This window comes from Micromonospora palomenae (assembly GCF_007829925.1).
Taxonomy (GTDB): Bacteria; Actinomycetota; Actinomycetes; order Mycobacteriales; family Micromonosporaceae; genus Micromonospora; species Micromonospora purpureochromogenes.
Genome location: NZ_VIXA01000001.1, coordinates 2,358,713 through 2,385,674, shown reverse-complemented (window position 1 = coordinate 2,385,674; position 26,962 = coordinate 2,358,713). Strand labels below are relative to the sequence as shown.

At 75.5% G+C, this 26,962-nt stretch carries 24 protein-coding genes; 5 read left to right on the top strand and 19 right to left on the bottom strand.

Going from position 1 to position 26,962, the window contains the following annotated elements:
* Positions 1-55: 55 nt before the first annotated feature.
* Entirely contained in the window at positions 56-562 is a 507-nt protein-coding gene (locus tag FHX75_RS10745) for a DinB family protein (RefSeq protein ID WP_154938554.1), read from the bottom strand.
* 119 nt (positions 563-681) lie between these two features.
* Between FHX75_RS10745 and FHX75_RS10740 the strand changes: the two genes are divergently transcribed.
* Positions 682-1,578 carry a DUF72 domain-containing protein gene (locus FHX75_RS10740; RefSeq protein ID WP_154938552.1) on the top strand — a complete coding sequence of 299 codons (897 nt, stop codon included), beginning with the start codon at positions 682-684 and terminating at the stop codon, positions 1,576-1,578.
* A gap of 58 nt (positions 1,579-1,636) precedes the next feature.
* On the top strand, positions 1,637-1,810 hold the full coding sequence (locus FHX75_RS30695) for a hypothetical protein (protein WP_170285332.1): 174 nt from the start codon (positions 1,637-1,639) through the stop codon (positions 1,808-1,810).
* Between the two features lie 155 nt (positions 1,811-1,965).
* Here FHX75_RS30695 and FHX75_RS10735 read toward each other — a convergent pair whose 3' ends face one another.
* The 12 genes from FHX75_RS10735 to FHX75_RS10680 all read right to left on the bottom strand — a co-directional run bounded on the left by FHX75_RS10735 (position 1,966) and on the right by FHX75_RS10680 (position 14,439).
* Positions 1,966-2,355, bottom strand: coding sequence for a hypothetical protein (locus FHX75_RS10735; RefSeq protein ID WP_154938551.1), 390 nt, complete (start codon positions 2,353-2,355; stop codon positions 1,966-1,968).
* A gap of 107 nt (positions 2,356-2,462) precedes the next feature.
* On the bottom strand, positions 2,463-3,095 hold the full coding sequence (locus tag FHX75_RS10730) for a hypothetical protein (RefSeq protein WP_154938549.1): 633 nt from the start codon (positions 3,093-3,095) through the stop codon (positions 2,463-2,465).
* Positions 3,096-3,251: 156 nt separating this feature from the next.
* Entirely contained in the window at positions 3,252-4,115 is an 864-nt protein-coding gene (locus tag FHX75_RS10725) for an alpha/beta hydrolase family protein (RefSeq protein WP_154938547.1), read from the bottom strand.
* Positions 4,116-4,135: 20 nt separating this feature from the next.
* Complete coding sequence (locus FHX75_RS10720; protein ID WP_154938545.1) at positions 4,136-5,077, bottom strand: glycosyltransferase family 9 protein; 942 nt, start codon at positions 5,075-5,077, stop codon at positions 4,136-4,138.
* Complete coding sequence (locus FHX75_RS10715) at positions 5,074-5,769, bottom strand: SDR family oxidoreductase (protein ID WP_154938543.1); 696 nt, start codon at positions 5,767-5,769, stop codon at positions 5,074-5,076. Before FHX75_RS10715 ends, FHX75_RS10720 begins: the two co-directional genes overlap by 4 nt.
* The gene (gene rfaE2 / locus FHX75_RS10710) at positions 5,766-7,181 is read right to left on the bottom strand and encodes a D-glycero-beta-D-manno-heptose 1-phosphate adenylyltransferase (RefSeq protein ID WP_154938541.1); all 1,416 of its coding nucleotides are present in this window, start codon (positions 7,179-7,181) and stop codon (positions 5,766-5,768) included. Before rfaE2 ends, FHX75_RS10715 begins: the two co-directional genes overlap by 4 nt.
* Positions 7,178-7,966, bottom strand: a complete 789-nt coding sequence (locus FHX75_RS10705; RefSeq protein WP_154938539.1) for a D-sedoheptulose-7-phosphate isomerase — start codon at positions 7,964-7,966, stop codon at positions 7,178-7,180. Before FHX75_RS10705 ends, rfaE2 begins: the two co-directional genes overlap by 4 nt.
* Positions 7,966-9,183, bottom strand: coding sequence for a glycosyltransferase (locus FHX75_RS10700; protein ID WP_154938537.1), 1,218 nt, complete (start codon positions 9,181-9,183; stop codon positions 7,966-7,968). The genes FHX75_RS10705 and FHX75_RS10700 overlap by 1 nt, the downstream gene beginning before the upstream one ends.
* A complete protein-coding gene (locus FHX75_RS10695; protein ID WP_154938535.1) occupies positions 9,168-10,142 on the bottom strand; it encodes a glycosyltransferase in 975 nt (324 codons plus the stop codon). Before FHX75_RS10695 ends, FHX75_RS10700 begins: the two co-directional genes overlap by 16 nt.
* A 9-nt stretch (positions 10,143-10,151) precedes the next feature.
* Positions 10,152-11,768: an HAD-IIIA family hydrolase gene (locus FHX75_RS10690; protein WP_154938533.1), complete on the bottom strand. Its 1,617-nt coding sequence runs from the start codon at positions 11,766-11,768 to the stop codon at positions 10,152-10,154.
* Positions 11,768-12,790, bottom strand: a complete 1,023-nt coding sequence (locus FHX75_RS10685; RefSeq protein WP_154938531.1) for a glycosyltransferase family 2 protein — start codon at positions 12,788-12,790, stop codon at positions 11,768-11,770. The genes FHX75_RS10690 and FHX75_RS10685 overlap by 1 nt, the downstream gene beginning before the upstream one ends.
* Entirely contained in the window at positions 12,787-14,439 is a 1,653-nt protein-coding gene (locus FHX75_RS10680; protein ID WP_154938529.1) for a carbamoyltransferase family protein, read from the bottom strand. Before FHX75_RS10680 ends, FHX75_RS10685 begins: the two co-directional genes overlap by 4 nt.
* 196 nt (positions 14,440-14,635) lie before the next feature.
* Between FHX75_RS10680 and FHX75_RS10675 the strand changes: the two genes are divergently transcribed.
* The gene (locus FHX75_RS10675; RefSeq protein ID WP_154938527.1) at positions 14,636-15,277 is read left to right on the top strand and encodes a class I SAM-dependent methyltransferase; all 642 of its coding nucleotides are present in this window, start codon (positions 14,636-14,638) and stop codon (positions 15,275-15,277) included.
* Between the two features lie 60 nt (positions 15,278-15,337).
* On the opposite strand, the gene FHX75_RS10670 is transcribed toward FHX75_RS10675, so the two are convergent.
* Positions 15,338-16,594 carry an SGNH/GDSL hydrolase family protein gene (locus tag FHX75_RS10670; protein WP_154939027.1) on the bottom strand — a complete coding sequence of 419 codons (1,257 nt, stop codon included), beginning with the start codon at positions 16,592-16,594 and terminating at the stop codon, positions 15,338-15,340.
* Positions 16,595-16,946: 352 nt separating this feature from the next.
* Between FHX75_RS10670 and FHX75_RS10665 the strand changes: the two genes are divergently transcribed.
* Positions 16,947-19,004 carry a DNA gyrase/topoisomerase IV subunit B gene (locus tag FHX75_RS10665; protein WP_154939025.1) on the top strand — a complete coding sequence of 686 codons (2,058 nt, stop codon included), beginning with the start codon at positions 16,947-16,949 and terminating at the stop codon, positions 19,002-19,004.
* Between the two features lie 31 nt (positions 19,005-19,035).
* The gene (locus FHX75_RS10660) at positions 19,036-21,525 is read left to right on the top strand and encodes a DNA gyrase/topoisomerase IV subunit A (RefSeq protein ID WP_154938525.1); all 2,490 of its coding nucleotides are present in this window, start codon (positions 19,036-19,038) and stop codon (positions 21,523-21,525) included.
* A 317-nt stretch (positions 21,526-21,842) separates the two neighbouring features.
* On the opposite strand, the gene FHX75_RS10655 is transcribed toward FHX75_RS10660, so the two are convergent.
* Genes FHX75_RS10655 through FHX75_RS10635 form a run of 5 tightly spaced genes read right to left on the bottom strand, consistent with a single transcriptional unit; the run spans position 21,843 to position 26,960 of the window.
* Positions 21,843-22,478, bottom strand: a complete 636-nt coding sequence (locus tag FHX75_RS10655; protein WP_154938523.1) for an alpha-ketoglutarate-dependent dioxygenase AlkB — start codon at positions 22,476-22,478, stop codon at positions 21,843-21,845.
* A gap of 12 nt (positions 22,479-22,490) precedes the next feature.
* Complete coding sequence (locus FHX75_RS10650; RefSeq protein WP_154938521.1) at positions 22,491-23,561, bottom strand: PseG/SpsG family protein; 1,071 nt, start codon at positions 23,559-23,561, stop codon at positions 22,491-22,493.
* The gene (locus tag FHX75_RS10645; RefSeq protein WP_281290803.1) at positions 23,558-24,316 is read right to left on the bottom strand and encodes a cytidylyltransferase domain-containing protein; all 759 of its coding nucleotides are present in this window, start codon (positions 24,314-24,316) and stop codon (positions 23,558-23,560) included. The genes FHX75_RS10650 and FHX75_RS10645 overlap by 4 nt, the downstream gene beginning before the upstream one ends.
* On the bottom strand, positions 24,313-26,127 hold the full coding sequence (locus FHX75_RS10640) for a class I SAM-dependent methyltransferase (RefSeq protein WP_154938519.1): 1,815 nt from the start codon (positions 26,125-26,127) through the stop codon (positions 24,313-24,315). Before FHX75_RS10640 ends, FHX75_RS10645 begins: the two co-directional genes overlap by 4 nt.
* Positions 26,124-26,960 carry a hypothetical protein gene (locus FHX75_RS10635; protein ID WP_154938517.1) on the bottom strand — a complete coding sequence of 279 codons (837 nt, stop codon included), beginning with the start codon at positions 26,958-26,960 and terminating at the stop codon, positions 26,124-26,126. Before FHX75_RS10635 ends, FHX75_RS10640 begins: the two co-directional genes overlap by 4 nt.
* Positions 26,961-26,962 lie beyond the last annotated feature (2 nt).

The following is a 26,962-nucleotide window of genomic DNA, read 5'->3' as shown; positions in this document are numbered from 1 at the left end:
GCGGGATCCGGGACGACCTCTGCGACCTCGATCGACCCCGCTGACCCGGGGCGGATCAGCCCATCGTCTTGGTGCCGTCGATCGCCTCGCGGAGGATGTCGGCGTGCCCGGCGTGCTGCGAGGTCTCCGCGACGAGGTGCAGCAGGACCCGGCGCACCGACCAGCTCGCACCCGGCTCGAACCAGGGCGCCACCGGCAGCGCCTGCGCGGCGTCCAGGTCGAGGGTGGCGATCAGCTCGTCGGTGCGGGCGGCGACCTGCGCGTAGTGGTCGAGCAGGCCGGCGAGCGTCTCGCCCTCGACCATCCGGAACCCGTTCACCCAGTCCAGCGGCTCGCTCTGCATCGCCTCCGCGCCGCCGACCGCGAACCGCATCCAGCGATCCTCGATGACCGCCACGTGCTTGATCAGCCCGCCGAGGCAGAGCTCACTGACCGTGGTGCGCGCCGCGGCCTGCTCGTCGGTCAGCCCGCGCACCGTCTGCCGCAGAAACCCCCGGTGCCGGCCGAGGGTCTGGGTCAGGTCGGCCCGCTCGCCGGTGAGAACCCGCTCCGAAGTGGTCATCGCTGCACCTTCCGTCGACGTCGTCGAGGCTCAGGCTAGGCCGGTGCACCGACAGTTCCGCGCCCGCCACGCGACGCCAGCGGTTGCCGATCCGGCGCTCCGGCGGTCCACTGAACTACATGGGTGACATTTTGGTCGGCACGTCCTCCTGGGCGGACCAGACGCTGCTGCGGTCCGGCTGGTACCCACGGTCGGCGAAGACCCCCGCCGACCGGCTCGGCTTCTACGCCCGCCACTTCGGACTGGTCGAGGTGGACACCTCGTACTACGCGGTCCCGGCGCCGGAGACCACCGCCGGCTGGGTCGAGGCCACCCCGCCCGGGTTCACCTTCGACGTCAAGGCGTTCAGCCTCTTCACCGGCCACCCGACGCCGGTGTCGATGCTGCCGAAGGACCTGCGGCCGGCCGGTGGCCCGACCCGGATCCGCCGCCGTGAGCTGCCCGAGCGGGCGTACGAGGAACTGTGGCGCCGGTTCCGGGCGGCGCTGGAGCCGCTCGCGGCGGACGACCGGCTCGGCGCGGTGCTGTTGCAGTTCCCGCCGTGGTTGACCCGGGGCGAGGCCGCCCGGCGGCGGATCGTGGAGCTGGCGGGGCGCTGCCGGCCCTGGCCGGTGGCGGTGGAGCTGCGGCACGCCTCCTGGTTCGAGGACGCGGCCGCCGCCGAGACGGTGACCTTCCTGCGCGACAACGACCTCGGCATGGTCTGCGTGGACATGCCCCAGGGCCATCCGTCCTCGGTGCCGCCGATCATGGTCGCCACGGCCGAGCCGGCGGTGGTCCGGTTCCACGGCCACAGCGCCCACTGGGAGGGCGGCAGCAAGGAGGACCGGTTCCGGTACGCCTACTCCGACGGCGAGCTGCGCCGCTGGGCGGAGCTGCTGACCGACCTGGCGGAGAGCGCCGGCGAGCTGCACGTGTTGTTCAACAACTGCTGCGAGGGGCAGGCCCAGCGCGACGCCGGCCGGCTGGCCGAGCTGCTCGGCGTGACCCCCGCGCCGGAGCGCGCCGGGGTGTGAGGCGGTTTGTCGTCCCGGGGCACGGGTACCGCGCCGGCAACGACAGAAAGGTGCCGCGATGACGCAGGAACAACAGCCGGGCGTGCCGGACGACGCCGAGGCCCGCCGGGTTCGCGAGGCGGAGGAGGCGCACGGTGGCAGCATGGCGCCGGGACTGGTGGACGAGACCGGCCGGCCGGTCGCCGAGCCGCCGCCGCCACCGGCCGGTGAGGAGGACGGCACCGGCTCCTGACCGGCGGGCCCGGTCCCGGACGGACGCCGGCGGGGCCGGCCACGGATCTCCGTGGCCGGCCCCGCCGTTGCAAGTGGTCGGTGCACTTACCGTGCGACCGGGGCCGGGGTCGGGGCGCGAGTCGTCCTGCCCCAGCCCGGCCCGCCACACCACCGTCAGTCCCGGGTGACCCCTTCCGGGTGCATCCCGGTGGCCTCCTCCAGCGCGTTGTCCGGCAGGTCCCCGCCGGCCGTGTCGTCGGGGAAGGTGCGTGCCGACGGCGCCGGGTCGGGCGGGGCGCCCGGCCCCGCGTCCGTGTAGCGGGTCGGCTCCACCGAACCGAAGCCGTGCCGGCCCTCCCGCCCGGACGGCCCGCTCGGCGCGCCCGCGCGGCGCTCACCCCGCCGGCCCTCCGGCACGGCGGTCTCCTCGCTGCCCTCGTCCATCGGGTCGTGCTCGCCCGCGCCCCAGGGCGGGTCCGCGTCGAAGCCGTCCGTGGTGCCCCAGGGGGCGGCGGACTCCGGCCCCCGCCCCGCGCCTCGCCTCGGTCCCTTGTTCGCCGTCATGGCCACCTCGCAGCTCGTCTTCCCGACCGGCCGTTGTCGCGCCCGTCCCGACCGGTACGCCGGCCGCCGTCGCGGACGGCCACCGGCGCACCGGTCGGGCGCGGCGTTCAGCCGGCCATCGCCATCCGGCGCTGACGGTTGGCCGTGCCCATCGCCGCGAGCTTCCCGATCGTCGACGGCGCGCTCATGAACCCGCCGGCGCGGCCCATCATCCCGCGGAACACCTGGCCGGGCTTCTGCTGCTCGCCCATGTACGACGTGACCACGACCAGCGCCCCGGTCAGCGCCGGAACGGCCCACTGGAGCAGCTTCATCTGCCGCTGGCAGGAGGCCACGTCGGACGGGGTCTGGTAGTTGGGCTCGGTGGTCCCCTGGACCGGCGGGTTGCCGGCCTTCTCCAACCGCATGCCGAGCAACCGGCTGTATCCGGTCACGGCGAGAGCGCCGATGGTCAGCGCCGTCTTGACCGCGCTGACCTTCCCCACGCCCCGCTGGCTGAACACCCGCGGGCTCTCCGCGGCCAGTTCGCCGACCGCGCCGGCCAGGTGGGCGCCGATCGCCGCCGCGTTCACCGGCGTCCAGCGGGACCACCCCGCCGAGGCGACCGGGAGTCGCTGAGTCGAGTCGCTGATCCGCGCCGCCGCCCCGTTGACGCCGAGCGCTCCCATCAGGGAGCCACCGAACCAGGCTGCCAGGCCCAGGTCGTGCATCGAGCGCAGTGCGGTGTGCCGTTCGGACATCTGATCCCCCTCCACCGTATTCGGGCGCAGCGGCATACCCGCCCGGCGCGCGGCTACGCACCCGATCTCATCGGCGGTCGGGACGTCCCCTGCCGCGCCGTTCGTCCCGGCGGTGCCGCCGGGGAATCCGGCGGTGGGGCGGGCCGGTACGGCCGCTCAGCGGCGGGGCAGGCCCGCCGCGAAGGTCGCCACCCGGGCGGCCAGCGGCCGCCCGGCGCGTACCCAGGTGAAGTGGTCCAGCGCGGCGCCGGCCTCGGCGGACGTGTAGCGGTCCCGGGTGACCGGCGCGGCGGTCAGCTTGGCGCAGAGGTGGTCCAGGGTGCCGTGCGGGGTGTACTGGTCGTCGTCGACGCTCACCGCCAGCACCGGCGTGCCGATCCGCCCCACCGCCGCCTCGGCGTCCACCCCGTCCAGCACCGGGAAACGCCCGGTCCGGGCGGTGTACGCCCAGTCCCGGATCACCCCGCGCGCCTGCCGCCCGCCGAAGCCCCAGCCCGGCCAGACGCCGAGCGCCGCCGCGGTCGCCGCGATGCCCTGGGTGTACGGCAGCACCCCGTACCGCCGGGCGCCGGGGTAGCTGCGCCAGTACGGCACGCCGACGGCGAGCAGGGCGAGCCCGTCGACCGCGTCCGCGCCGTGCAGGGCGAGGTGCAGCAGGGCCGCCTGCCCGCCGAGGGAGTGCCCGAGCAGCAGCCGGGTACGCCCGTCCAGCCGGGGCTTGAGCGCGTCGAGCACCGCGCCGACGTCACCGGCCAACTCGGCGTAGCCGTAGCGGCAGGCACGGCTCGGCGCGGGAGTGCTGGCGCCGGTGCCGCGCAGGTCGGCCACGACCACGGCCAGGCCGGCGTCGCGCAGCGCGACGGCGAACGGGCGGTAGTAGCGGGCCCGGACGCCCATCGCCGGCCAGAGCACCACCACCGGCGCGCCGGCCGGCCCGTCCGGTTCGGGGTAGACCTGCACCCCGATGCGCGCGCCGTCGACGTCGACGAACTCCTGGCTGTACCCGATGTCCCCGCTCACCGCCCCAGCCTAAGCGGAAGCTACCGGCGGGTAGCAAGGGGCGTGCCCCGCTCCACCCGCTCCACGGCGGCCAGCACCGCCGGCACGTCCAGCGCGGCCAGCGCCGGGTGCACGGCGGCGGCGTCGACCGGTTGCCGCTGCCCCACCCAGAGCGCCTGGTGCCAGGGCCGGTCCGGCGGGGGACCCCACTGCGCGGGCGGTACCGGGCCGAAGAGCAGCACCGACGGGGTGGCGTAGGCGGTGGCCAGGTGACCGATGCCGGTGTCGCCGCTGACCACCAGGCGGGCGTGGGCGACCAGCGCGGCCAGCTCCCCGAGGCCGGTCTCCCCGGCGAGCACCGCGCCGGCCGGCAGCCCGGCCAGGGCCCGCACCTGCTCGGCGATGCTCCGCTCGCCGGCGGTGCCGGTGACCACCACCCGGTGTCCCCGGTCGGTGAGCGCCCGGGCCACCTCGGCGAACCGGGCCGGCGGCCAGCGCCGCTGCGCCGCCTTCGCTCCCGGGTGGACGATGCTCACCCCGGTCGGCGTCCGTCCCGCATCCGGGCGGCGCAGGGCCAGGTCGGTGCGGTCGGCGGGGATGCCGTACCAGGCCAGCATCCGGCACCAGCGGTCGATCTCGTGCTCCTCGGCCCGCCAGTCCGGGCCGTCGCGGTGGCCGGCCTCGGCGTTGGCGAAGGCGAGCAGCCGGCCCGGCCGGACCCCGGCGAGCATCCGGTGCGACTGCGGGCCGCGACCGTGCAGGTTGACCGCCAGCTCCGGCGGCGGGCCGGGCCACGCCAGGTGGCCCAGCCCGTCCGCCCCGACCAGCCGGTCGACCCCGCCGACCAGGTCGACCAGCGGGGCCAGCCAGCGCGGCGCGACCAGCGCCAGCTCCTCGTCCGGGTACGCGGCCCGCAACGCGCGCAGCGCCGGCACCCCGGTCGCGAGGTCGCCGACGCCGAGCGCCCGTAACACCAGGATCACGGGTACGACGACTCCTGCTCGGCGCAGACCACCAGCTCGCGTACCGCGCAGCCGGGCGGCTGGGCGAGGGCGAACATGACCGCCGCGGCGGTGTCGGCCGGGTCGTTGAGGATCGCGTCCGGACCCGGCTTGTACTGCTCGTCCCGGTCGTCGAAGAAGGCCGTGCGCATGCCGCCCGGGATCAGCAGGGTCACCCCGACCCGGCCGGCCAGCTCGGCGGCGAGCGCCCGGGTGAAGCCGACCACCCCGAACTTCGCCGCGCAGTACGCGGTGGCGTCGCTGACCGCCTTGATCCCGAGCGTCGAGGCGACCGTCACCACCGTGCCGTGCGCGCGCTCCAGGTGCGGCAGGGCCGCCCGGACGACGGCGGCGGTGCCGAGCAGGTTGATGCCGACGATCCGGTCCCAGGTCGCGCCGTCGATGTCGGCGAGTTTGCCGGGCACGTCCATCCCGGCGGCGGTGACCAGGCCGGTCAGCCCGCCGGCCTGCTCGGCGACGCGCCGGGTGGCCGCCTCGGCGGCGCGGGTGTTTCCCAGGTCGCACTCGACCCACGGCACCCCGTCGGCCGGCGGCTGCCGGTCCAGCACGTACGGCCGCCCGCCGGCCTTGGTCACGGCGGTCACCACCGCCGCGCCGAGGCCGCTCGACCCGCCGGTGACCAGCACCGCCGATCCGTTCAGATCCCTGCTCATCGTGCTCCCTTGACCAGTCGGGCGCCGCGCGAGCGCGCGGCGCTGATCGTCGCGGTGGTGGACCGGCCCGCCAGGTAGGGCACGGTCACCACCCGGCCGCCCCAGCCGCGTACCAGCTCGGCCTCGGGCAGTTCGGGGGCGCCGTCGCCGGCGTAGTCGCCACCCTTGACCCAGACGTCGGGGCGCAGCCGGGCCAGCGCGGTGGCCGGGGTGGGCTCGTCGAACACCACGACGGCGTCGACGCAGTCCAGCGCGGCCAGCAGCCGGGCCCGGTCGGCCTCCGGGTTGACCGGGCGGTCCGGACCCTTGAGGGCGCGGACGCTGCGGTCGGAGTTGAGGCAGACCACCAGGCAGTCACCCAGCCGGCGGGCCGCCTGGAGGGTGGCGACGTGCCCGGCGTGCAGGATGTCGAAGCAGCCACCGGTGGCCACCACGGTGCCGCCGTCGGCGCGTACCCGGGCCACCAGCTCCTCGGCGGCGGACGCCGGGCGGCGCGACCCGGCCGGTTCGGGCTCCCGGCGGGCCAGCCCGGCCGCCCCGCCGGCGGCAACGTACGCGGACGCGGCGGCGACCGCCTCCTGCACCGCCTCGGAGGTGACCGCTCCGGCGGCCAGCGCGGTGGCGGCGGTGGCGGCGAAGCGGTCCCCGGCGCCGCAGGTGTCCTCGGCCCGTTCCACGTCGGACGGTGGTGGCACCACCAGCGGGGTGCTGCCGGAGTGGCAGAGCACCGCGCCGTCGGCGCCCATCGTCACCGCCACCGCGCCGACCCGCCAGCGCCGGCGCAGCTCGTGCCCGGCGCGGGTGGCGGTGGACAGGGGCGACCCCGCGCCGGCGTCGCCGGTGAGCTGTCGCAGCTCGGCCAGGTTGGGGGTGGTCAGCCGGGCGCCCGGCACCGCAACCGGCCCCCGGGGGTGTGGGTCCCAGACCACCGGGGCGCTCGCGTCGGCGAGCGCGGCCCGTAGCGCGGGCTGCCGGACCAGGCCGCGACCGTAGTCGCTGACCAGGATGGCGCCGGCCGAGGCGAGCACCTCCAGCGCCGCCTCGGGCGGCTCGCCGGGGGGCCGTGGCTCACCGCCGCGGTCCAGCCGCAGCAGGGTCTGCCCGCCCGCCCGGAGTCGGATCTTCTCCGGCGTCGCCCCGGGCAGCCGCAGCGGGTACAGGCGTACCCCGGCGGTGGTGAGCAGTTCGGCGATGCGGGCTCCGGCGGCGTCGTCGGCGAGCGCGGTCACCAGCGCCACCTCGGTACCCTGGGCGGCGGCGAGCAGCGCGGCGAGTCCGGCGCCGCCGGGCCGGTCGGTGCTGGCCCGCTCGTCGAGCACCGGCACCGGCGCGTCCGGGCAGACCCGGTTGACCGCGCCCTCGACGTCCCGGTCGAGCAGGGCGTCGCCGACGACCACCAGCGGCCGGCTCACGACGGGCACCCGCGGCGGCTCGACCCGTGCCCGTTCGGCCCGTGGCCGTTGGCGCCGTGGCCGTTGGCGGCATGCCCGTTGAGGGCGTGCCGGTTGATCCCGGGGCCGCTGCCGGCGGCGGCGAGGGCGGGTGCGTCGGCGCCGCCGGGGAGCCGGCCGGTGAACTCGACGCTCCGCTGCCGCGGGGCCGCCGTGCGCGGCAGCTGGCGGACCAGCGGCAGCGCCTCGTCGACGTACTCGCAGAGCAGGTGCAGCGAGACCAGGTGCAGCTCCTGCACGACCTGGCTGTCCGGCGAGGGCACCGCGAGCACGTCGTCGCAGACCTCGGCCAGCGGGTTCGGCGCGGGACCGGTGAACGCCCAGCAGCGCACCCCGACCTCCCGGGCCGCCTCCACCGCCCGCAGCAGGTTGGTGCTGGTGCCGCTGGTGGACATCAGCAGCAGGACGTCGTTCTCCCGGCCGTGGGCGCGCACCTGGCGGGCGAAGATCTCGTCGTAGCCGTAGTCGTTGCCGATCGCGGTCAGCGACGACGTCTCGGCGTGCAGCGCGATCGCCGAGTAGGGCTCCCGGTCGTCGCGCAGCTTGCCGACCAGCTCGGCGGTGAGGTGCTGGGCCTCGGCGGCGCTGCCGCCGTTGCCGGCCGCCAGCAGCCGGCCGCCGGTGGCCAGCGTCCAGGCCAGCTGGGTGCCCCAGCCGGCCAGCCGCTCGGCGGTACGCCGGTACGGCAGCAGCGCGGCGGCCAGCCCGGACAGGTGCCCGTCGAGGGCGGACATCGCGTCGTTCATCAGGCCACCGCCGGGACGACTCGACCGACCGTGCTGACCGTGGCGTAGACCGCGCTCAGCTGCTCGGCGCAGCGCTTCCAGGAGTACCGGCTGCGGATGCGGTCCAGCGCCGCCGTGGCGTACGCGAACCGGCGCACCCGGTCGGCGAGCAGCCGGCGGATCGCGGTGCCCAGCGCGCGCGGGTCGCGCGGCGGCACCAGATCACCGGTCAGCCCGTCGACCACGGTGTCGGCGATGCCGCCCACGTTCGTGCCGATCACCGGCACGCCGCAGGCCATCCCCTCCAGCGGGGTGAGCCCGAACGGCTCGTACCAGGGGGCGGCCACGAGCACGTCGGCGGAGCGGTACCAGGTGCCCATCTCCTCGCGCGGGACCGCGCCGACCAGCTTGACCCGGTCGGCGACCCCGCAGGACTCGGCGAGCGCGCCCAGCCGGCGGGCGAAGCTGTCGGCGGGCAGCAGCTCGGCCGCCGGGCCGCCGACCACCACGCACTCGGCCTCCGGCACCGCCGGCAGCGCCCGGATGACGTCCTGGAAGCCCTTGCGCTCCACCATCCGGCCGACGGTGAGGATGCGCGGGCGGGCCGGGTCGCGGGGCGCGACCGGCCCCTCCGGACGAAACATCTCCTCGTTGACCCCGGACGGGACCAGCGCCATCCTCGATCGGGGCACGCCGAGCCGGACCAGCTCGCCGATCTCGTCCTGGCACTGGACGATCACCCGGTCGGCCGCCCGGCCCAGCGCGCGTTCGTAGCCGATCCGGCCCGGTGGACTGGTGTCCCGGGCCCCCTGGTGGCGGCGCTTCACCGAGCCCAGCGCGTGGTACGTCAGCACCACCGGCGTGTTGGTGCGCCGGCCGGCGTGCAGGGTGGCCAGGCCGCTCATCCAGAAGTGGGCGTGCGCCACGTCCGGCCGCCAGCCCCGGTCGCCCCACTGTTCGGCCATCCACCGCCCGAACTCGCCCATGTACGGCAGCAGCTCGTCCTTGGGCACCCGCTGCGCCGGCCCGGCGGGCACGTGCCGCACCTGGTAGCCGGCGGCGGCGTCGACCACGTCGGGCAGGTCGACCGCGTCCCGACGGGTGTAGACGCGCACGTCGTGCCCCTCGCCGACCAGGGCCGCCGCCAGTTCGGCGACGTGCGTGTTCTGCCCGCCCGCGTCCTCCTCGCCGAGGACGGCGAGCGGGCTGGCGTGCTCCGAGATCATCGCGATGCGCATGTTTCCTCCTCAAGGATCCGGTCCCAGTCGGCGAGGAACCGGTCGAGCCCGAAGCGTTCCTTCGTCACCTCCCGCGCCCGCGCACCCAACCGGTACGCGGCGTCGCGGTCCTCCGTCAGCCAGCGGGCCGCCTCGACGAGCGTGTCGACCCGGGTGGAGAGCACTCCCGCGTCGGGCGGCACCGCGTCCACGGCCTCGGTGGTGGCCAGCGCGACGACCGGCATGCCGATCGTCATGGCCTCGACCAGGCTCAGCCCCAGCGACGTCCACCGGCACAGGTGCAGGTACGCCCGCCGCCGGGCCACCTCCCGGTGCATGACGTCCTGCGGCAGGTCGTCGTGGCTGGCCAGGCGGTGCCCGGGCAGCCCGAGCCGGTCGGCCAGCCCGGTCACCCCCATGCCGAAGACGTCCAGCGGGGCGACCTCGGCGAAGCGGGGCATCAGGTCGGTGCCGGTGACCCGCCAGCGCCGGATGGGTTCGTTCGTCACCACGGCGAGCCGGTCCAGCTCGCCGGTCCACTCCACCCTTGGCGGCACGATGCCGTGCTCGACGACGGCCGTGCGGGTGCCGCCGTTGTCCCAGAACAGCTCGTTGAAGTGGGTGACGTGGGTGAGCAGCAGGTCGTCCCGGTCGGCCATCGGGTGGCGGGTGGTGGGCACGTCGCCCTTGGGGGTGTTGTGCTCGACGTAGATCGCCGGCAGGTCCCGCCCCGGCCGCCGGCGCAGCCAGCGCTCGGCCAGCTCCAGCTCCTCGGGGCGTTGCAGCACGACCACGTCCACGTCGGCGTCGGCCAGTTCCTCCGGGGTCAGTTCGACCGCGCCGGCCGGCCACGGGTAGGTGCGGGCCCGGCCCAATCCGTACGGGCCACGGTCGGGGGTGACCGGCACCAGGTAACGGTGCCTGCCGTGCACGAAGGACGTGGTCCAGGAACCGTGCACGTGCCAGAGCAGGACGTTCATGACCCTCCTTCAGCGTCGGATTCCCGTGGTGAGCAGGCGGACCGCGGCGACCACCCCGGCCGGGTCGACCCCGGCGGTGAGGCAGGGGTGGCCGGGCACCGGGCAGCGGGTGGCCCGGCTGTCCCGGCAGGGCACGGCGGCGTCGCCGAGTCGGACCAGCGGCACCCGGTAGGGCGCCCACTGGCCGAAGGAGACGGTGGGGGCGAAGAGGCTGACGACGGGTACGCCGACGGCGGCGGCGAGATGGGCGGGGCCGGTGTTGCCGACCACCACGCAGCTCGCTCCGGCGAGGACTCCGGCCAGCTCCGCCAGCCCGGTGCGCCCGCCGAGGTCGGTGCCGCCGGCGGCGGCCACCCGGGAGGTCAGCGCGGTCTCGACCGGCCCCCCGGTGACCACTACCCGATGGCCGGTCGCGGTAAGCCTGCGCACGATCTCCACCCACCGCTCGGGCGGGCAGGCCCGGGCCGGCACGGACGCCCCGGGGTGCACCACCACGTACGGGCCGTCGGGAAGGGCGGTCGTGGGCACCTCGACGCGCAGCGTCGGCTCCTCGCCGACGGGCAGGCCGAACCCGGCGGCGGCGGCGAGGGAGAGGGCCCGCTCCGGCTCCGGCACACCGACCGGCACCTTGTGTCGGACGTCCAGCAGGGAGCCGGGGTAGTCGTCGCTGATCGCGCTGATCCGGCCCACCCCGGCCAGCCGCAGCAGCAGCGCGAGGGGGAGCGCCGACTGGTGGAAGGAGGTGAAGACGACCGCCTCGTCGGCGCCGACGGCGGTGAGCCGGCCGGTCAGCGCGCGGATGTCGTCGGGGTCGACGGGGGCGGGGTCGCCGTCGATCCAGGGCAGCGGCCATTCGACGATCTCGTCCACGCCGGGGAGCAGCTCGGCGGCGGCCCGGCCCCGGGGACCGCAGAGCAGCACCACCCGCCGCGCCCCGGCGGCGACGGCCCGGATCGCCGGGCCGGTGACCAGCACGTCGCCGGCGGAGTCACTGCGTACCACGAGGACGGTGCCGGCGCGGCGTGGCGCGGTGGGCCGGACGGCGGCCTGCCGGCGCAGGATCTCGTCCACGGCCGCCGGCAGGTCGCGGGCGACGTGCGGGGCGGCGGCGATCTCCTCGGGCCGGGTGACCGGGGTGGGCACCAGGACGCCGGTGGCGCCGGCGGCGAGCGCGGCGGTCATGTCCCGCCCGATGTCGCCGACCATCACGCAGCGTCCGGCGGAGGTGCCGAGCGCGGCGGCGGCCGCGTGGACCATCCCCGGCGCGGGCTTGCGGCAGCCGCAGCCGTCGCCGTCGTCGTGCGGGCAGATCTGCCAGTCGTCGAACGGGCCGAGCAGCTCCTCGATCCGGGCGTGCACCGCCCGCATCTGGTCGGCGGTGAAGAGCCCCTTCGCCAGGCCGGACTGGTTCGTGACGACGCCCAGGCGCAGGCCCGCGGCGCGCAGCCGGTCCAGCGCCTCGCGCGCGCCGGGCAGCGGACGCACCTTCTCCGGGTCGCCGTTGTACGGCACGTCCTCGACCAGGGTGCCGTCCCGGTCGAGCAGCACCGCGTCGAAGAGGTCGTACGTCGTCGCCGCGCCCCCGTTCATGGCAGACCAGTTGCCCGGGGCAGGGGGTGTAAACATCAACTCTGCGCTCCGGCGGGGTCACCGTCCGCACCGGAGGGTCGGTGTCGCCACCAGCCGCGTACCCAGTGGGCGACGGCGACCGGCGGGATGAGCGCGCTGGTCAGCAGCATGGTGGACACCTCGCCGCGGGTGCGCGGCCCGGGCGCGATCCGCACCGCCGCGAACTCGGCCGTTCCCGCCACCCAGCCCAGCGCGCCGGCGGCGGCGACCGCGCCGAGCACCCGGCGCGGCGCGCCGTCGCGGGGCAGCAGAGTCCGCAGCGCGCCGGCGGTCACCGCCAGGGCCCCGGCGGCGGCGGTCGCGACGTGCCGGGGCCGCCGGCCGGGCGGCAACCCCAGCTCGGCGCGCCAGTCCGGGCCGTAGAGCCGGCGCAGCAGCGCGTCGTCGGCGTTGCCCCGCTGCACCCGCAGGCTCACCCAGCGGTCCTCCGGCCGCACCGGGTGGGTGACGACGCGTCGGCCCCGGACCAGCTCCCAGCCGGCGAGGCGGACCCGGTGGGCCAGCTCGGCGTCCTCCCGGTAGGCCCGGGGGAAGCGTTCGTCGAAGCCGTCGACCGCCTCCAGCGTGGCCCGCCGGTAGGCCATGTCCGCCGTGATCCACTCGCCCTCGGCCAGGCCGGCGGTGCTCCGCTCCCAGTCGGTGGGGCGCCGGTCGCCCGGCAGCGGCACCGCCACCGTCCCCTGCACCCCGCCGACCCGGTCACCGACCGCCAGGTCGGCGAGCAGCCGCCGGGCCCAGTCCGGTGCCGGCACCACGTCGTCGTCGAGGAAGACCACCCAGGGCCGGCGGGCCGCCCGCCAGCCGACGTTGCGCGCCGCCGCCGGGCCCGCGCCGCGACCGGTCACCACCTTGGCGTACGCGGACAGCGCCCCCGGCACCGCCAGCTCGCCCGCGGTGTCGCGCCGGTCGTCGACCAGCAGGATCTCCACGTCGGGCAGCTCGGCGAGCTGCGGGGCGAGGGCGTCGAGCAACGTGCCGAGGCTGGGCCGGCCGAGGGTCGGCACCACGATGCTGATCACCGGCCACCGCCGAGCGCGCCGCGGCGCACCGCGAACGGGCCGAGGGCCAGCAGCTCCACCGGGGCGGAGCCGAACAGCTCCATCGCCTCGCGCGGGGTGTCCACCATGGGCCGGCCGGCGGTGTTCAGCGAGGTGTTCACCACCACCGGCAGCCCGGTGAGCCGTTCGAACTCGGCCAGCAGCTCGGCGACGAGGGGCTCGGTGTCGGTGTGCACGGTCTGCACCCGGGCGGTGCCGTCGACGTGGGTGACCGCCGGGATGCGGTCGCGCCACTCCGGCTTCACCCGGTGCACGAAGAGCATGTACCGGCTGGGGAAGACCCCGTCGAAGATGTCGGCGAAGCGTTCGGCGCGGACCATCGGCGCGATCGGGCGGAACTGCTCCCGCCCCTTGACGTCGTTCATCCGGGCGGTGGTCGCCGGGTCGCCGGGGTGGGCCAGCAGCGAGCGGTGTCCGAGGGCGCGCGGGCCGTACTCGCTGCGCCCCTGGTACCAGGCGACGATGCCGTTGTCGGCGAGCACCCGGGCCGCCTCGGCGGCGATCGAGTCCGGCCGGAAGTACGGCAGCGCCGCCCGGCGCAGCTCCGCCTCCAGCTCCTCCACCGACCAGCCGCGGCCGAGGTCCGCCCCGCTCATCGGCGTCGCCCGGTCGCCGAGGGCGCCGGCGACGTGCAGGGCGGCGCCCAGCGCGGTGCCGGAGTCGCCGGCCGCCGGCTGCACCCAGACGTCCCGGTACGGCCCGTCGGCCGCGAGCCGGGCGTTCGCGACGCAGTTCAGCGCCACCCCGCCGGCCATCGCCAGGGTCGAGGCGCCGCCCGAGGCGTCGTACAGCCAGCGGGCCAGGTCGAGGACGACCTCCTCCAGCCGGGCCTGCACGCTGGCGGCCAGGTCGGCGTGGTCCTCGGTCAGCTCGGCGCCCGGCTCGGCGGCCTTGGCCAGGCTGGCCCAGTCGATCCGGTCGACGTGGAAGCCGCCGGCGTCGGTGACCCGGACCAGCTCGCGCAGCAGCCCGAGGTGCTTCGGCCGGCCGTACGAGGCCAGCGCCATCACCTTGTACTCGTCGCTGGAGTGCAGGAAGCCGAGGTGGCGGGTGAGGTCCTCGTAGAGCAGGCCGAGCGAGTGCGGCAGTTCCTGCGAGTACAGCGGGCTCAGTTCGCCGTCGCGGTAGACGCCGGCCAGGTGGCTGGCCACCTCGCCCCGGCCGTCGAGCACCAGGACGGCGGTGTCGTCGCCGGCCGGCGGGGCGGCCAGCCCGGCCGAGGCGGCGTGCGCCACGTGGTGCGGGACGAAGCGCACCTTCTCCGGGTCGAGGCCGGGCAGGGCGGCGGCGAGGAACTGCGGGGCCCGCCGGGCGTAGTCGACGCGCAGCCAGTCCCACGGGTCGGCCAGGCCGAGGTCGGCGGCGTCGCGGCACAGGCCGGGGTCGAAGGAGTAGGCCACCGCGTCGAGGCTGTCGACGTCGACGCCGGCGCTGGACAGGCACCAGGCCGCGGAGAGTTCGGGCAGTTCCCAGGCGGAGAACGGGACCGGTCGCTTGCCGTGCTTGCGGCGGCTGAACCGTTCCTCTTCGGCGGCGGCCACCACCTGCCCGTCGACCACCAGGGCGGCGGCCGGATCGTGGAAGATCGCATTGATACCGAGGACGCGCATGGCAGGGTCGGTACCCTCGCCTTCTCCTCCTAACCTGTAGATCATCGAGTTCTCCCGCCGGCCACGAATCTCCAGGTTGGAGCTTCGCGGCCGGTCCGGTCGCCGTGCCGGCCCGGTGGCGGGCGTGGAGCGGCGGTGCGCTGGCCGGCGGACGGTAGCCTGCAGGTGGAGCGGCCCACGTCGATGCGGAGCGCCGATGTCCAACTCCCGGGTGTCCCACCCGCTGTTCGCCCGGTTGTTCGCGCGGGCGAGTGTGGCCCTGGACCGGGCCGGCGCGGCCGAGCACCGGCGTCGACTGGTCGCCGGCCTGCGTGGGCGGGTGGTCGAGGTGGGCGCCGGCAACGGCCGGATGTTCGCGCACTACCCGTCCGAGGTGGACGCCGTGCTGGCGGTGGAGCCCGAGCCCTGGCTGCGCGCTGCCGCCTGCGGCGCCGCCGAGCGCGCGCCGGTGCCGGTGACGGTCACCGACGGGCTGGCCGAGGCGCTGCCGGTCGCCGACGCCAGCGTCGACGCCGTGGTGATGTCGCTGGTGCTCTGCTCGGTCCCCGACCAGTCCGTCGCGCTGCGGGAGGCGTACCGGGTGCTGCGTCCCGGCGGGTGGTTGCGCTTCTACGAGCACGTCGCCGCGGGCACCCCCGGGCTGCGCCGGACGCAGCGGGTGGTCGACGCCACCTGCTGGCCGCTGCTCTGCGGCGGCTGCCACACCGGACGGGACACGGTGTCGGCCATCGTCGCGGCCGGCTTCAGCGTGGTCCGGCTGGACCGGTTCCGCTTCCCGCCCGGGCGGTTGCCGGCGCCGGCGTCGCCGCACGTGCTCGGCGCCGCGATCCGGTCCTGAGCCGTCGTCGGGCGGGCGCGCGTCGGGGGCGACCCGGGTGGGCCGCCCCCGACGGGGCACTCAACCGACGGTGACGGTGCCGTCGGGCGCGCGTACGCAGGAGACCGCCCGGGAGGCGGTCGCGGCGGCGCCGGTCAGGCATCGGCCGAGCACCCTGTGCCCGGCGGCGTTCGGGTGCCAGGACTCCTGGCAGGTCTGGAAGTACGTCCCGCAGGCGTTGGCGATCCGCTGGATGTCCAGCTTGTCGTAGCCGGAGAGGCTGGTGACGAAGACGCCGGACGGGCCGTCCTGGAGGCGGATCGGGGTGGCCAGCGTGCCGGTGGGGCTGCCCGCCTGCTCGCAGAGCCGGGCGCCGTCGAAGGCGCGCTGCACGTTGAGGTAGACCAGGTCGGCGGCGGGGAACTCGGCGGCCAGGGTGGCGCGTACCGAGTTGACCAGCGTGCCGAGTCCCTGGGAGAAGCGGTGGCCAGGGGCGAGGCTGGCCCGGTGGATCGGGCAGCCGGCGGCGTACCGCTCGGCGCCCAGCGCGCGGAACTTGTCCCGGGTGTCGTCCCGGTCGTCCTCGCTCCAGTAGACCTGGGCCAGCTCCGGCGGCAGCGGGTTGGTGTAGTCCTGGAACACGATCCGGTGCTGACCGTCGGCGTCGATCTGGTCGAGGGTGGTGAGGATCTGGCGGACGGCCGCGGTGGTCTCCGCGGTCGCGGCGCTGAACTGGGCGGCGGTGGCCAGGTCGGCGTCGCCGCAGGGCTTCTGCTCGACCGGTCCGCCCAGGTACGCCCAGAACTCCCACCAGCCGGTCCACGCGTCGGCGATGAACCGGTTGGCGCACTTCTCGGCGACGCTGCCGAAGGTGAACGAGCTGTTGTTCGAGCCGAGGCCGACCAGCACCAGGTCGATGTCGTGGGTCTGCCCGACCGCGCGGAGCTGGTCGAGCTGCGCGGCGACCTGCCGGCCCTTGGCCCGGGTGGCGGACGCGGCGGCGATGTCGTACGGCTGGCCGCCGGAGCAGGCGAGGTTGAACCGGGCCTGGACGCCCGGCAGGTCCGCCTGGTGCAGCGAGGCGTTGGGTGAGCGGTGGCAGAAGTAGGCGTTGCTGTTCGGCGCCGACCAGCCTGGGAAGGGCTGCGAAGCGCCGATGACGTCGACCACCGGGGAGTACGCCCCGGCGCCCTCGCCGCTGATGAAGCTGTCGCCCAGCGCCACGGCGGCGGTGGGCAGCGCCGCGGCGGCGGGAGCGGGCAGGCCGACGGCGGCCGAGAGCGCGGCCGTGGCGACGGTGAGCACTGCGGCGAGAGCGGTACGACGGAACCTGACCATCGCGTCCCCCATCTGTCCATCGAAATGTGAAAGATCCTCCGATGGTCGCGATCAGATCACTTCGGCGTGATGGGCGTCAATGGGTGGTAACGCGTTCGTTCAACGCTCGACACACGCGTGTGGCACGCGTGGCACCAACCGGCCCGGCCCCGGGGAACACCCCGGCGGGGACCGGCGTTGCTGCCGGGAGACCGACGACCGGCACCCGGTTCGCGATGGCTCCAGCGGGGCTGCGCGGTTGTGTCGGGGCGTGCGGCTAGGCTCGCTGCGGCGCGCCGCGCGTGGAGATCGAGTCAGGGTGGATCAAGACGGTGAGCGGCACCACACCGCCGAGACCTGGGAGTACGACCAGTTGACCGCACAGCCTGAGACCCTCTACGGGGCCGACGACCTCACCCACCTCGAGGGCCTGGACGCCGTCCGCAAGCGTCCCGGCATGTACATCGGCTCCACCGACAGCCGTGGCGTGGGTCACCTCGTCAACGAGATCCTCGACAACTCCACCGACGAGGGTGTCGCGGGTCACGCCAGGAAGGTCGAGGTGACGCTGCACGCCGACGGTTCGGTGCAGGTCGACGACGACGGCCGCGGCATCCCCACCGACGTGCACGCCAAGTCCGGCATCTCCGGGGTCGAGCTGGTGCTCACCCGGCTGCACGCCGGTGGCAAGTTCGGCGGCTCCGGCTACAAGACCTCCGGCGGCCTGCACGGCGTCGGCGCCTCGGCGGTCAACGCGCTCTCCCGCCGCTTCGACGTCACCGTCCGGCGCGGCGGCAAGGTGCACGCCATGTCGTTCCGGCACGGCGTGCCGGGCATCTTCGACGGCGACGGCCCGGACGCCCCCTTCACCGCCGGTCCCGGGCTCCAGATCGTCGGGGCGATGAAGCGCGGCCAGCGCACCGGCACCTCGATCCGCTACTGGCACGACGCCCGCTACTTCGAGACCGGCGCGACGCTCGACGTCGACGCCGTCCGGATGAAGCTGCGCAACACCGCCTTCCTGGTGCCCGGGGTCGACTACCGGCTGCGCGACGAGACCGGTGAGCAGCCCGCCGAGGAGCGCTTCCACTTCCCCAACGGCCTCACCGACATGGTCGAGTTCCTGGCCCCGGCCGGCGACCGGCCGGTCTCCGGCACCCTGCTGGTCACCGGCGAGGGCACCTACCGGGAGAACGCCGCCGACGCCAACGGCGTGATGCAGTCCAACGTGCAGCGCCGCGCCGAGGTCGAGGTGGCCTTCCGCTGGGGCACCGGCTACGAGCGCACCGTGGAGTGCTTCACCAACACCATCCGCAACGCCCACGGCGGCACCCACCGCAAGGGCTTCGAGCGGGCGCTGGCGCGCACCCTCGCCGACGCCGTACGCAACACCCGTGGCCTGCTCAAGGCCAAGGAGGAGCCGCCCACCCTGGACGACGTCCTGGAGGGGATGACGGCCGTGGTGCACGTGCGCATCCCGGAGCCGCAGTTCACCTCGCAGACCAAGGACGAGCTCTCCACCGCCGGCATCACCAAGGTGATGCAGTCCCTGATCGAGCAGCACCTGAAGGCCTGGCTGGAGGACCGGCGCACCAAGGCCGAGGCGCGCACGGTGCTCCAGAAGATCGTCGACGCGGCGCGGGTCCGGCTCACCCAGAAGCAGCAGAAGGACGCGGCCCGGCGCAAGACCGCCCTGGAGGGCGCGTCGATGCCGGCCAAGCTGGTCGACTGCCGCGCGGCCGGCATCGACCGCAGCGAGCTGTTCATCGTCGAGGGCGACAGCGCCCTGGGCACCGGCCGGCTCGCCCGGTCGGCGGAGTACCAGGCGCTGCTGCCGATCCGCGGCAAGATCCTCAACGTGCAGAAGGCGAACCTCCAGCAGGTGCTGGACAACGCCGAGTGCGCCGCGATTGTGCAGGTGCTCGGCGCCGGCTCGGGGCGTACCTTCGACCTGTCGGCCCTGCGGTACGGCCGGGTCCTGATCATGGCGGACGCCGACGTGGACGGCGCGCACATCCGTACCCTGCTCATCACGCTCTTCGCCCGCTACATGCGGCCGCTGATCGAGGCCGGTCGGCTCTTCGCCGCGATGCCGCCCCTGCACAAGATCACCACCAAGGGGCGCAACCCGCAGACCATCTACACCTACACCCAGGCCGAGATGGAGGCGACGGTCCGCAAGCTGGAGAAGGCCGGCAAGCAGATCGTCACCCCGATCCCGCGCTTCAAGGGCCTCGGTGAGATGGACGCCGACGAGCTGTGGGAGACCACGATGAACCCCGCCACCCGGGCGGTCCGCCGGATCACCCTCGACGACGTCGACGCCGCCGAGCGGATCCTCGAACTGCTGATGGGGGAGAAGGTCGAGCCGCGCCGCAACTGGCTGATCGACTCCTCCGACCGGGTCGACCGGGAAGCGATCGACGCATGAGCACCGGGTCCGTTCGAGGGGAAAGCTGACGATGGCACGCCGCAAGGAAGACCGCGCCAAGGTGGACCTGTCCGCCTTCGACCAGGCCGGCGCGCGGGTCTTCGACAACCCGCTGGTCACCGAGGTCTCCGACTCCTACCTGGAGTACGCCTTCTCGGTCATCCACTCCCGCGCCCTGCCCGACGCGCGCGACGGGCTCAAGCCGGTGCACCGGCGCATCCTCTGGTCCATGCACGAGGCCGGCCACCGGCCGGACCGGGGGCACGTGAAGTCCGCCCGGGTCGTCGGCGACGTGATGGGCAAGTACCACCCGCACGGGGACACCGCGATCTACGACGCGATGGTCCGGCTGGCCCAGGACTTCTCGCTGAACGCGCCGCTGATCGACGGGCACGGCAACTTCGGCTCCCCGGACGACGGCCCCGCCGCGGCGCGCTACACCGAGGCCCGGCTCTCCCGCGAGGCGATGCTGCTCGTCGGCGAGCTGGGTGAGGACACCGTCGACGTCGAGCCCAACTACGACGGCTCGCTGACCCAGCCCACCGTGCTGCCGGCCGCCTTCCCCAACCTGCTGGTCAACGGCGCGTCCGGGATCGCGGTCGGGATGGCGACCAACATGATCCCGCACAACCTCGGCGAGGTGGTCTCCGCCGCCCGCTGGCTGATCAACCACCCGGACGCCGACCTCGACAAGCTGATGGAGTTCGTCCCCGGCCCCGACCTGCCGACCGGGGGTCTGCTGCTCGGCCTGGACGAGGTGCGTCGGGCGTACGAGACCGGGCGGGGCGTGGTCCGGATGCGCGGCCGGGTCGAGATCGGCCCGCTGGAGGGCAGCCGCGGCCGGCAGGCGATCACCGTCGTCGAGCTGCCGTACGGCGTCGGCGCGGAGAAGGTCATCGCGGCGATCACCAACGAGGTCACCAAGACCAAGCGGCTGACCGGCATCGCCGACGTCAAGGACCTCACCGACCGGGAGAGCGGCACCCGCCTGGTCATCGAGTGCAAGGTCGGCGTCAACCCGCAGGCGCTGCTGGCCGACCTCTACCGGCTCACCCCGCTGGAGCAGTCGTTCGGCGTCAACAACCTGGTGCTGGTCGACGGCCAGCCGCGCACCCTCGGGCTGAAGGCGCTGCTGGAGGTCTTCCTGGCCCACCGCTACGAGGTCGTCACCCGGCGCAGCGCGTACCGCCGTCGCAAGCGCGAGGAGCGGCTGCACCTGGTCGACGGCCTGCTGATCGCCCTGCTCGACATCGACAAGGTGGTCAAGCTGATCCGGGCCAGCGACGACGCCCAGGCGGCCAAGGACGGCCTGATGCAGAAGTTCAAGCTCTCCGAGATCCAGGCCACCTACATCCTGGACACTCCGCTGCGCCGGTTGACCAGGTACGACCGGATCGAGCTGGAGGCCGAGCAGGAGAAGCTGCGCGGGGAGATCGCCGAGCTGTCCAAGATCCTCGACGACGACAAGGTGCTGAAGAAGGTCGTCTCCGACGAGCTGTCGGCGGTGGTGAAGCAGTTCGGCGCGCCGCGGCGTACCACCCTGGTCGACGGCGACCTCAAGGAGGTGCTGGCGGCGTCGGTGCCGGCCGGCCCCTTGGAGGTGGCCGACGACCCCTGCCAGGTGATCCTCTCCGCGACCGGGCTGGTGGCCCGCACCGCGGCCGAGTCGGAGGAGGCGGCCGAGGGGCGCCGGCGCAACGGCCGGGTCAAGCACGACACGGTACGCGCGGTCGTGCACACCACGGCCCGGGGCCGGGTGCTCCTGGTGACCAGCGCCGGCCGGGCGTTCAAGATCGACGTGCTGCCGCTGCCGGTGCTGCCGGAGCAGGCCGGCACGGTCTCGCTGCGCGGCGGCATGTCCGCCGCCGAGCTGGTGCCGCTGGAGGCCGGCGAGACGGTGGTCGGGCTCGCCCCGCTCGGGGCGGCCGCGCAGGGCTCGCCGGGCCTGGCGCTCGGCACCCGGCAGGGCGTGGTCAAGGTCTGCGCGCCGGAGTGGCCGGTCCGCTCGGACGAGTTCGAGGTGATCGGCCTGCGCGAGGGCGACGAGGTGGTCGGGGCGACCTGGCTCACCGACGGCCAGGAGGCGCTGACCTTCATCACCTCGGAGGCGTCGCTGCTGCGCTTCGCCGCCACGCTGGTCCGCCCGCAGGGGCTCAAGGGCGGTGGCATGGCCGGCGTCAACGTGCCCGACGGGGCGCGGGTGGTCTGGTTCGGGGCGGTCCGCACCGACGACCCCGGGCACGGGGAGCCGATGGTGGTCACCTCGACCGGCGCGACGGTCAAGGTGACGCCGTTCGGGGCGTACCCGGCGAAGGGGAGGGCGACCGGCGGCGTGCGCGCGCAGCGGTTCCTCAAGGGCGAGACGGACCTGGTGGTCGCCTGGGTCGGCGCCCGGCCGGTCGGCGCGACCGCCACCGGCGACCCGGTGGAGCTGCCTCCCGCCGACCCGCGCCGCGACGGCAGCGGCTTCGCCGTCATGCTCGGCCCCACGGTCCTCGGCCACCTCATCGAACGCGACTGACCCGCACGCGCAAGGGGCCCGGGGGCTGACGCCCCCGGCCCCCTTCCGCATCCCCCGCGCCCCCGGTACCCCCGCGTGCCCCCGCGTTGATCATGAAGTTGTTGCTCTGCCCACCGGCGTTTTGCGGCAATAACTTCATGATCACCGAGCCGAGAGGCGACGGGGGCGGCGTGGGGTGGCGGTGGTGCTGCGGGGGTGGGCGCTGTCACGGGCGGTGATCAAGAGGTTTGCGTCAGAAAGCCGCGCCGGCCCGACGCAAACTTCTTGATCAACAGCGCGATGGCCGGCGGCGGAGGCCGGGGGAGGCCGGGGGTGGGTCAGGCGACGCCGGTGGGGCGGAACTGGACGCTGACGCGGGGGCCGACCGGGCGGGCGGTCTTGGGGATGGCGTGTTCCCAGGTGCGCTGGCAGGAGCCGCCCATCACCACCAGGTCGCCGTGCCCGAGCGGGAAGCGCAGGCTGGCGCCGCCGCCGCGCGGGCGCAGCAGCAGCGGCCGGGGCGAGCCGAACGAGACGATGGCGACCATGGTGTCGGTGTGCGCCGACCGGCCCTGGGTGTCGCCGTGCCAGGCGACGCTGTCCCGGCCGTCGCGGTAGAGGCACATGCCGGCGGTGACGAAGGGCTCGCCCAGCTCGGCGGCGTAGTGCCGGGTCAGGGTTTCGCGGGCCTCCGTCAGCACCGGGTGCGGCAGCGGGCGGCCGCCCGCGTACCAGCAGAGCAGACGGGGGACCTCGACCTCGGCGTCGTACATGGTGCGGCGCTCGGCGCGCCACGGCACCTCGGCCAGCAGGGTGTCGAGCACCGCGTCGGACCCGCGCACCCAGCCGGGAAGGTGGTCGACCCAGGCGCCCCGGGTGAGCACGTGCCGGCGCAGCGCGCCCGGCAGCGGCCCGAGCGACGGACCGGCGTCGGCGAGGTCGAGCATCGACGGCTGGTAGGCGGCCTGCGTCATGCCGCCACCCTATCAGCGGTTTAGTACAGGCGTACGATCGCCGCGCTGGACCAGGTCGAGCAGCGCGTCGGCGACCCGGGCCCGGCCGCGCCCGTCGACGGTGGCCCAGGCCCGCGCGGCGAGCGCGGCCCGCCGCCGGGGGGAGCCGAGCAGGCCGGTCATGGTCCGCGCGGCCGCCGCCCGGGCCGCCCGCCCGGCCACCCCGGCCCCGGCCAGCTCCGGCAGCTCGCCCAGGCCGGCGACCAGCCCGTGGTCCACCACCCGGCGGTACGACTCGCGCTGGTTGTCCACCACGCAGACCAGTGCCGACGGCGCGCCCAGGCAGCACAGTTCCCAGGTGGACGTGCCGGCGGCGCTGACCACCAGGTCCGCCGCCCCGATCAGGGCGGGCAGCTCGTCGGTGGGCGGGACCGGACGCAGCGACTGGCCCCGGCCAGGGGTCAGCGCCTCCAGCTCCGCCTCGGCGTCGGGACGGCCGACCACCACGGTCAGCTCCATCGGGTGCCCGGTGGCGAGCAGCACCCGGGTCAGCACCGGGGCGGCGCCGAGGGCGTCGGTCCCGCCGAAGAAGGCGAGCACCCGGGGCCGGTCCACCGGCGCGGGCTGCTTCGGGGCGGCCGGCCGGGCGCCGATCACCGAGTCGCGCAGCAGCGCGTACCGGGTGCCGGCCAGCAGCCGCCCGGCGGGCGCGTCGGTCCGGGCGCCGAAGTTCTGGTCCAGGTAGAGGTCGGCGTCCTGCCCCCGGGTGTCGCCGTCGACCACCGCCAGGGTGACCACGCCCGCCGCGCGCAGCGCCCCGGCGCCGGCCGGGTCCAGCTCGTACGAGTCGAGCACCATCGCGTCCAGCCGGTGCCGGTGGGCCGCCTCGACTAGCCCGGCCGGGGTGTCCGGGCCCGGGTGCGCCGGGATGCCCCGGGCCGCCAGCTGCGCCTGCGCCCAGCCGATCCGCTCGACGGTGCCGAACAGCTCGACCCGGGCCCCCCGGGCCAGGAACTCCTCGCCGAGGGCCAGGCAGCGGACCAGATGCCCGACCCCGCGCCGGGGCCCGGCGTCGCAGCGCAACCCGATCCGTGGCGTGTTCAGGACTCCTCCAGGCGCTTCTGGCGTACGTCGGCGTTGAGGGCGCGCAGGGCGGGCTGGCCGTCCAGCCAGTCGGCGAGCTTGGCCAGCGGCACGCTGACGTCGCCGAAGTGGTCGGTGACCGCCCGCACCAACGCCCAGTCCTGCTCGGTGTCGAGGGTGAGCCGCAGCGCCGACCGGTCCGGGGTGAGGGTCACCCCGAGCACCCGGAACAGCTCCGGGTGGGTGTACGCGTACGAGGTGACGTGCACCCGGTGGTGGTCGGTGGCGAGCCGGTCCAGGGTGCGCAGCGCGTCCGCCCGGATGATCTCGACGTCCAGCCCGCGGGGCAACGTACGGGCGATCGAGGTGCTGGCGTAGTCCAGGCCGGGCACCGCCCGGTACACCGACGCCACCAGCGCGATGATCTCCGGGTCGAGCAGCGGGCAGTCGGCGGTGAACCGCATGACCGCGTCACCGGGGTGGGCGGCCAGCGCGCCGACGAAGCGACCCAGTACGTCGTCGACCGGGCCCCGGTGGCACGGCGCGCCCAGCCGGTCGCACTCGGCGGCCACCGCGTCGTCGACGGCGTCGGTGCTGGTCGCGACGACCAGGTCGGCGAGCACCCCGCTGTCCCGGGCGGCCCGGACCACCCGGCCGAGCACGCTGCGCCCGGCCAGCGGGCGCAGCACCTTGCCGGGCAGCCGGGACGAGCCCATCCGCGCCTGCACGATCCCCACGATCCGCGGACCACCAGCCGACCAGGTCGCGGCGCTCACTGCTGCTCCTCCCGCGGACCGCGCTGGTTCAGCGCCTCCCGGGCGCGGCGCTTGGCCGCGCGGGCGCCCCGCTTCGCCAGCCGGGCCGGCGTGATGGCCAGCCGGCCCACCCGGTAGCTCAGCGAACCGCTGAGCAGGTTGATCGTGGCGTCGGCCCGGCGCAACGCCCGCTCCCGCGAGGTCAGCAGCTCCTCGGTCCACTTCAGCAGCGCGCCCAGCCGGGTCAGCTCCTCCCGCTGGCGCAGCCACGCCTCCCGGAGTTGCTGGTAGCTGCGCGGCCCGGCCGGCGGGTCGGTCGGCTCGACCGCGCGCAGCTCGGTGGCGAGGCGGACCCGCCCGTCGGCGTCGAGGCCGCGCAGCGCGGCGGAGACCGCCGCCTCCGCCTCGATCGCCGCGTCGACGGTGCGCCTGTCCAGCTCCCGGCCGGCGAGGCCACCGAGCACGACGGTCAGCCCGGCGACGTCCAGGGTGGACGGCCAGGGGTGGGCGTACCCGCCGGTGAGCAGCGCGGCGGCGAACCGCCACAGGCTCCGGGCCAGCACCACGTCCACGTCCATCGGCGCGGCGGCCCGCCAGCTCGGGTCGAGCACCGCGTGCTCGTCGCCGGCGACCACCACGTTGTCCGTGCCGGCGAGAGCCACCGCGCCGCCCAGCCGGCCGTCGGAGTCGGCCTCGGCGGCGAGCCAGGTCGCGTACCCGCGCAGCAGCCGGCGCACCGTGTCCAGGTCGCGGCGCAGGCAGGCGTCGAGCAGCAGGGTGCGCAGCAGCCGCCCCTCGGGCACCGGCCCGTCCAACGCGCCCGCGTCCCGGTAGGCCGCCTCGCGGGTGGCGAACGGCGCCGGCTCCGGCCGGCTGACCCGGCCGCCCACCCGCCACCGCCAGCCGTCCGGCCCGTCGACCACCTCCACCACGCCGATCCCCGGCGGCCCGGTCTGCACCAGCGCCACGGGCAGCGCGTCCGCCGACGGGTCGACCGGCCCGGTGTCCGGGTCGGCGGGCCGGCGGGCGAGCAGCAGCCAGCCCGGCGCCAACGCCGAGCCGAGGCCCGCGTGCAGCGCGTCGACGGCCAGCCGGGCCGGATCCTGGAGCACGGTGGCCGCGCCGTCCGCGCAGGCACCGTGCAGCACCGCGTCGAACAGCCCCGACGTGGTCCGCCGGTCCAGCTCGTCGGCGGCCACCAGCGCGGTCGGCGTGCTCGGATCGGGGTACGCCGCGAAGCACCCCGCCGGTCGCAGTCCCGCCCCGGTGAGCCGGTCGCGCAACTGCTCCGGGTTGGCCGGCCGGTCGGTGTCGAGCACCCCGCCGATGGTCCAGGCGGAGTCGGCGCGGTCGGCGTACCAGGGGGCGGTGGCGACCAGCCGGTGCACGCCGAGCGGGTTGTCCAGCCGCAGCAGCAGCGTCCCGCCCGGGCGCAGCGCCCGCGCCAGCCGGTCCAGCACGCCGTCCCAGCCCAGCCGGGGGCCCTCCACCGACTCCACGGCGTCCAGCCCGGCGGCCGCCACCACCACGTCGAAGGTCTCGCCGGCGGGCAGGCCGGACGGGCCGCCCACCACCACCCGGGCGCCCCGCTCGGCCAGCGCCACCCCGTCCGGGTGGCTGCGCAGCAGGCAGGTCACCTCGGCGTGCGCCAGCCGGGTCAGCAGCGCCGGGTCGTGCGGCCCGGCCAGCAGCACCCGCGCCCCCGCCGGTACCACCCGCGCCGCCAGCGCGGCCAGCGGCCCGCCGTCGGGCAGCCGCTCCTCCGGCAGGTCGGACCAGGCCAGCATCTCCCCGCCGGGCAGCGCGATCCGGGCCACCGTCTCAGTGGTCAACTCTTCTCCTCCTGGAGGTTCGCCCACCCGAGCAGCTCGCGCAGCTCGGCCGGCGTACAGCGGTGGTCGGTGCCCAGCTCGGCGCGGGCGATCTCGACGGCGGTCGGCAGGTCGACGGACTCGCCGTGCAGCTCCGGCCACTGCCGGCGGATCCGGGCGGTGCCGCCGAAGGTCGGGTCCTCGGCGGCGAGGATCATCGGGTCGCCGTAGACGGCGGGTTCGCAGCCGGCGGCGATGCCGTAGAAGATCGCGCTAGTCAGCCGGTTGGAGGCGACCCGCTTGTGCCGCCGCAGCTCGGTGAGCTGCTTGTCGAGGAAGAGCGGGTCGGTGTCCTTCCACCAGTGGCCGCGGTAGCCGTGGCAGATGACCCGGAAGCCGGCGTTCTCGTAGAGCCGGCGCACCCGGCGCATGCCGTACTCGTGCCAGTAGAGGCAGACCGTGACCGGGCCGGGCTCGGTGGCCCGGATCCGGGCGATCAGCTCCTTGTGGTCGCCCTTGACGTGCTGGCCCTCCCAGCCGTGGAACGGGTACCAGATGGTGCCCGCCCGCTCCGCCTCCGGCGGGTCCTGCGGACGCAGCGACAGCAGGTAGGCGAACGGCGCGCCGACGGTGACCACGTTGCGCCGCCCCACCGACCAGGCCCGCCGCCGGGTCTGCTCGGACCAGAGCAGGCTGGGGGTGAACTCGGCGTACGGGTGGCCGGGGGCCAGCCCGTCGCCGATGTTCCAGCCGTGCTGGACGTACCCGTTGATCCGGGGCGGGTGCCCGTCGCCCAGCCCGCAGTAGCGGGCCAGCACGTGCGCGTGGCCGTAGAAGTGGTTCGCGTGGTGCATCG

Coding starts and splice junctions, on each gene's coding strand:
- FHX75_RS10745 (WP_154938554.1), bottom strand. CDS start 562: ATGACCACTTCGGAGCGGGTTCTCACCGGCGAGCGGGCCGACCTGACC.
- FHX75_RS10740 (WP_154938552.1), top strand. CDS start 682: ATGGGTGACATTTTGGTCGGCACGTCCTCCTGGGCGGACCAGACGCTG.
- FHX75_RS30695 (WP_170285332.1), top strand. CDS start 1,637: ATGACGCAGGAACAACAGCCGGGCGTGCCGGACGACGCCGAGGCCCGC.
- FHX75_RS10735 (WP_154938551.1), bottom strand. CDS start 2,355: ATGACGGCGAACAAGGGACCGAGGCGAGGCGCGGGGCGGGGGCCGGAG.
- FHX75_RS10730 (WP_154938549.1), bottom strand. CDS start 3,095: ATGTCCGAACGGCACACCGCACTGCGCTCGATGCACGACCTGGGCCTG.
- FHX75_RS10715 (WP_154938543.1), bottom strand. CDS start 5,769: ATGAGCAGGGATCTGAACGGATCGGCGGTGCTGGTCACCGGCGGGTCG.
- FHX75_RS10705 (WP_154938539.1), bottom strand. CDS start 7,966: ATGAACGACGCGATGTCCGCCCTCGACGGGCACCTGTCCGGGCTGGCC.
- FHX75_RS10700 (WP_154938537.1), bottom strand. CDS start 9,183: ATGCGCATCGCGATGATCTCGGAGCACGCCAGCCCGCTCGCCGTCCTC.
- FHX75_RS10695 (WP_154938535.1), bottom strand. CDS start 10,142: ATGAACGTCCTGCTCTGGCACGTGCACGGTTCCTGGACCACGTCCTTC.
- FHX75_RS10690 (WP_154938533.1), bottom strand. CDS start 11,768: ATGTTTACACCCCCTGCCCCGGGCAACTGGTCTGCCATGAACGGGGGC.
- FHX75_RS10680 (WP_154938529.1), bottom strand. CDS start 14,439: ATGCGCGTCCTCGGTATCAATGCGATCTTCCACGATCCGGCCGCCGCC.
- FHX75_RS10675 (WP_154938527.1), top strand. CDS start 14,636: ATGTCCAACTCCCGGGTGTCCCACCCGCTGTTCGCCCGGTTGTTCGCG.
- FHX75_RS10670 (WP_154939027.1), bottom strand. CDS start 16,594: ATGGTCAGGTTCCGTCGTACCGCTCTCGCCGCAGTGCTCACCGTCGCC.
- FHX75_RS10660 (WP_154938525.1), top strand. CDS start 19,036: ATGGCACGCCGCAAGGAAGACCGCGCCAAGGTGGACCTGTCCGCCTTC.
- FHX75_RS10655 (WP_154938523.1), bottom strand. CDS start 22,478: ATGACGCAGGCCGCCTACCAGCCGTCGATGCTCGACCTCGCCGACGCC.
- FHX75_RS10635 (WP_154938517.1), bottom strand. CDS start 26,960: ATGCACCACGCGAACCACTTCTACGGCCACGCGCACGTGCTGGCCCGC.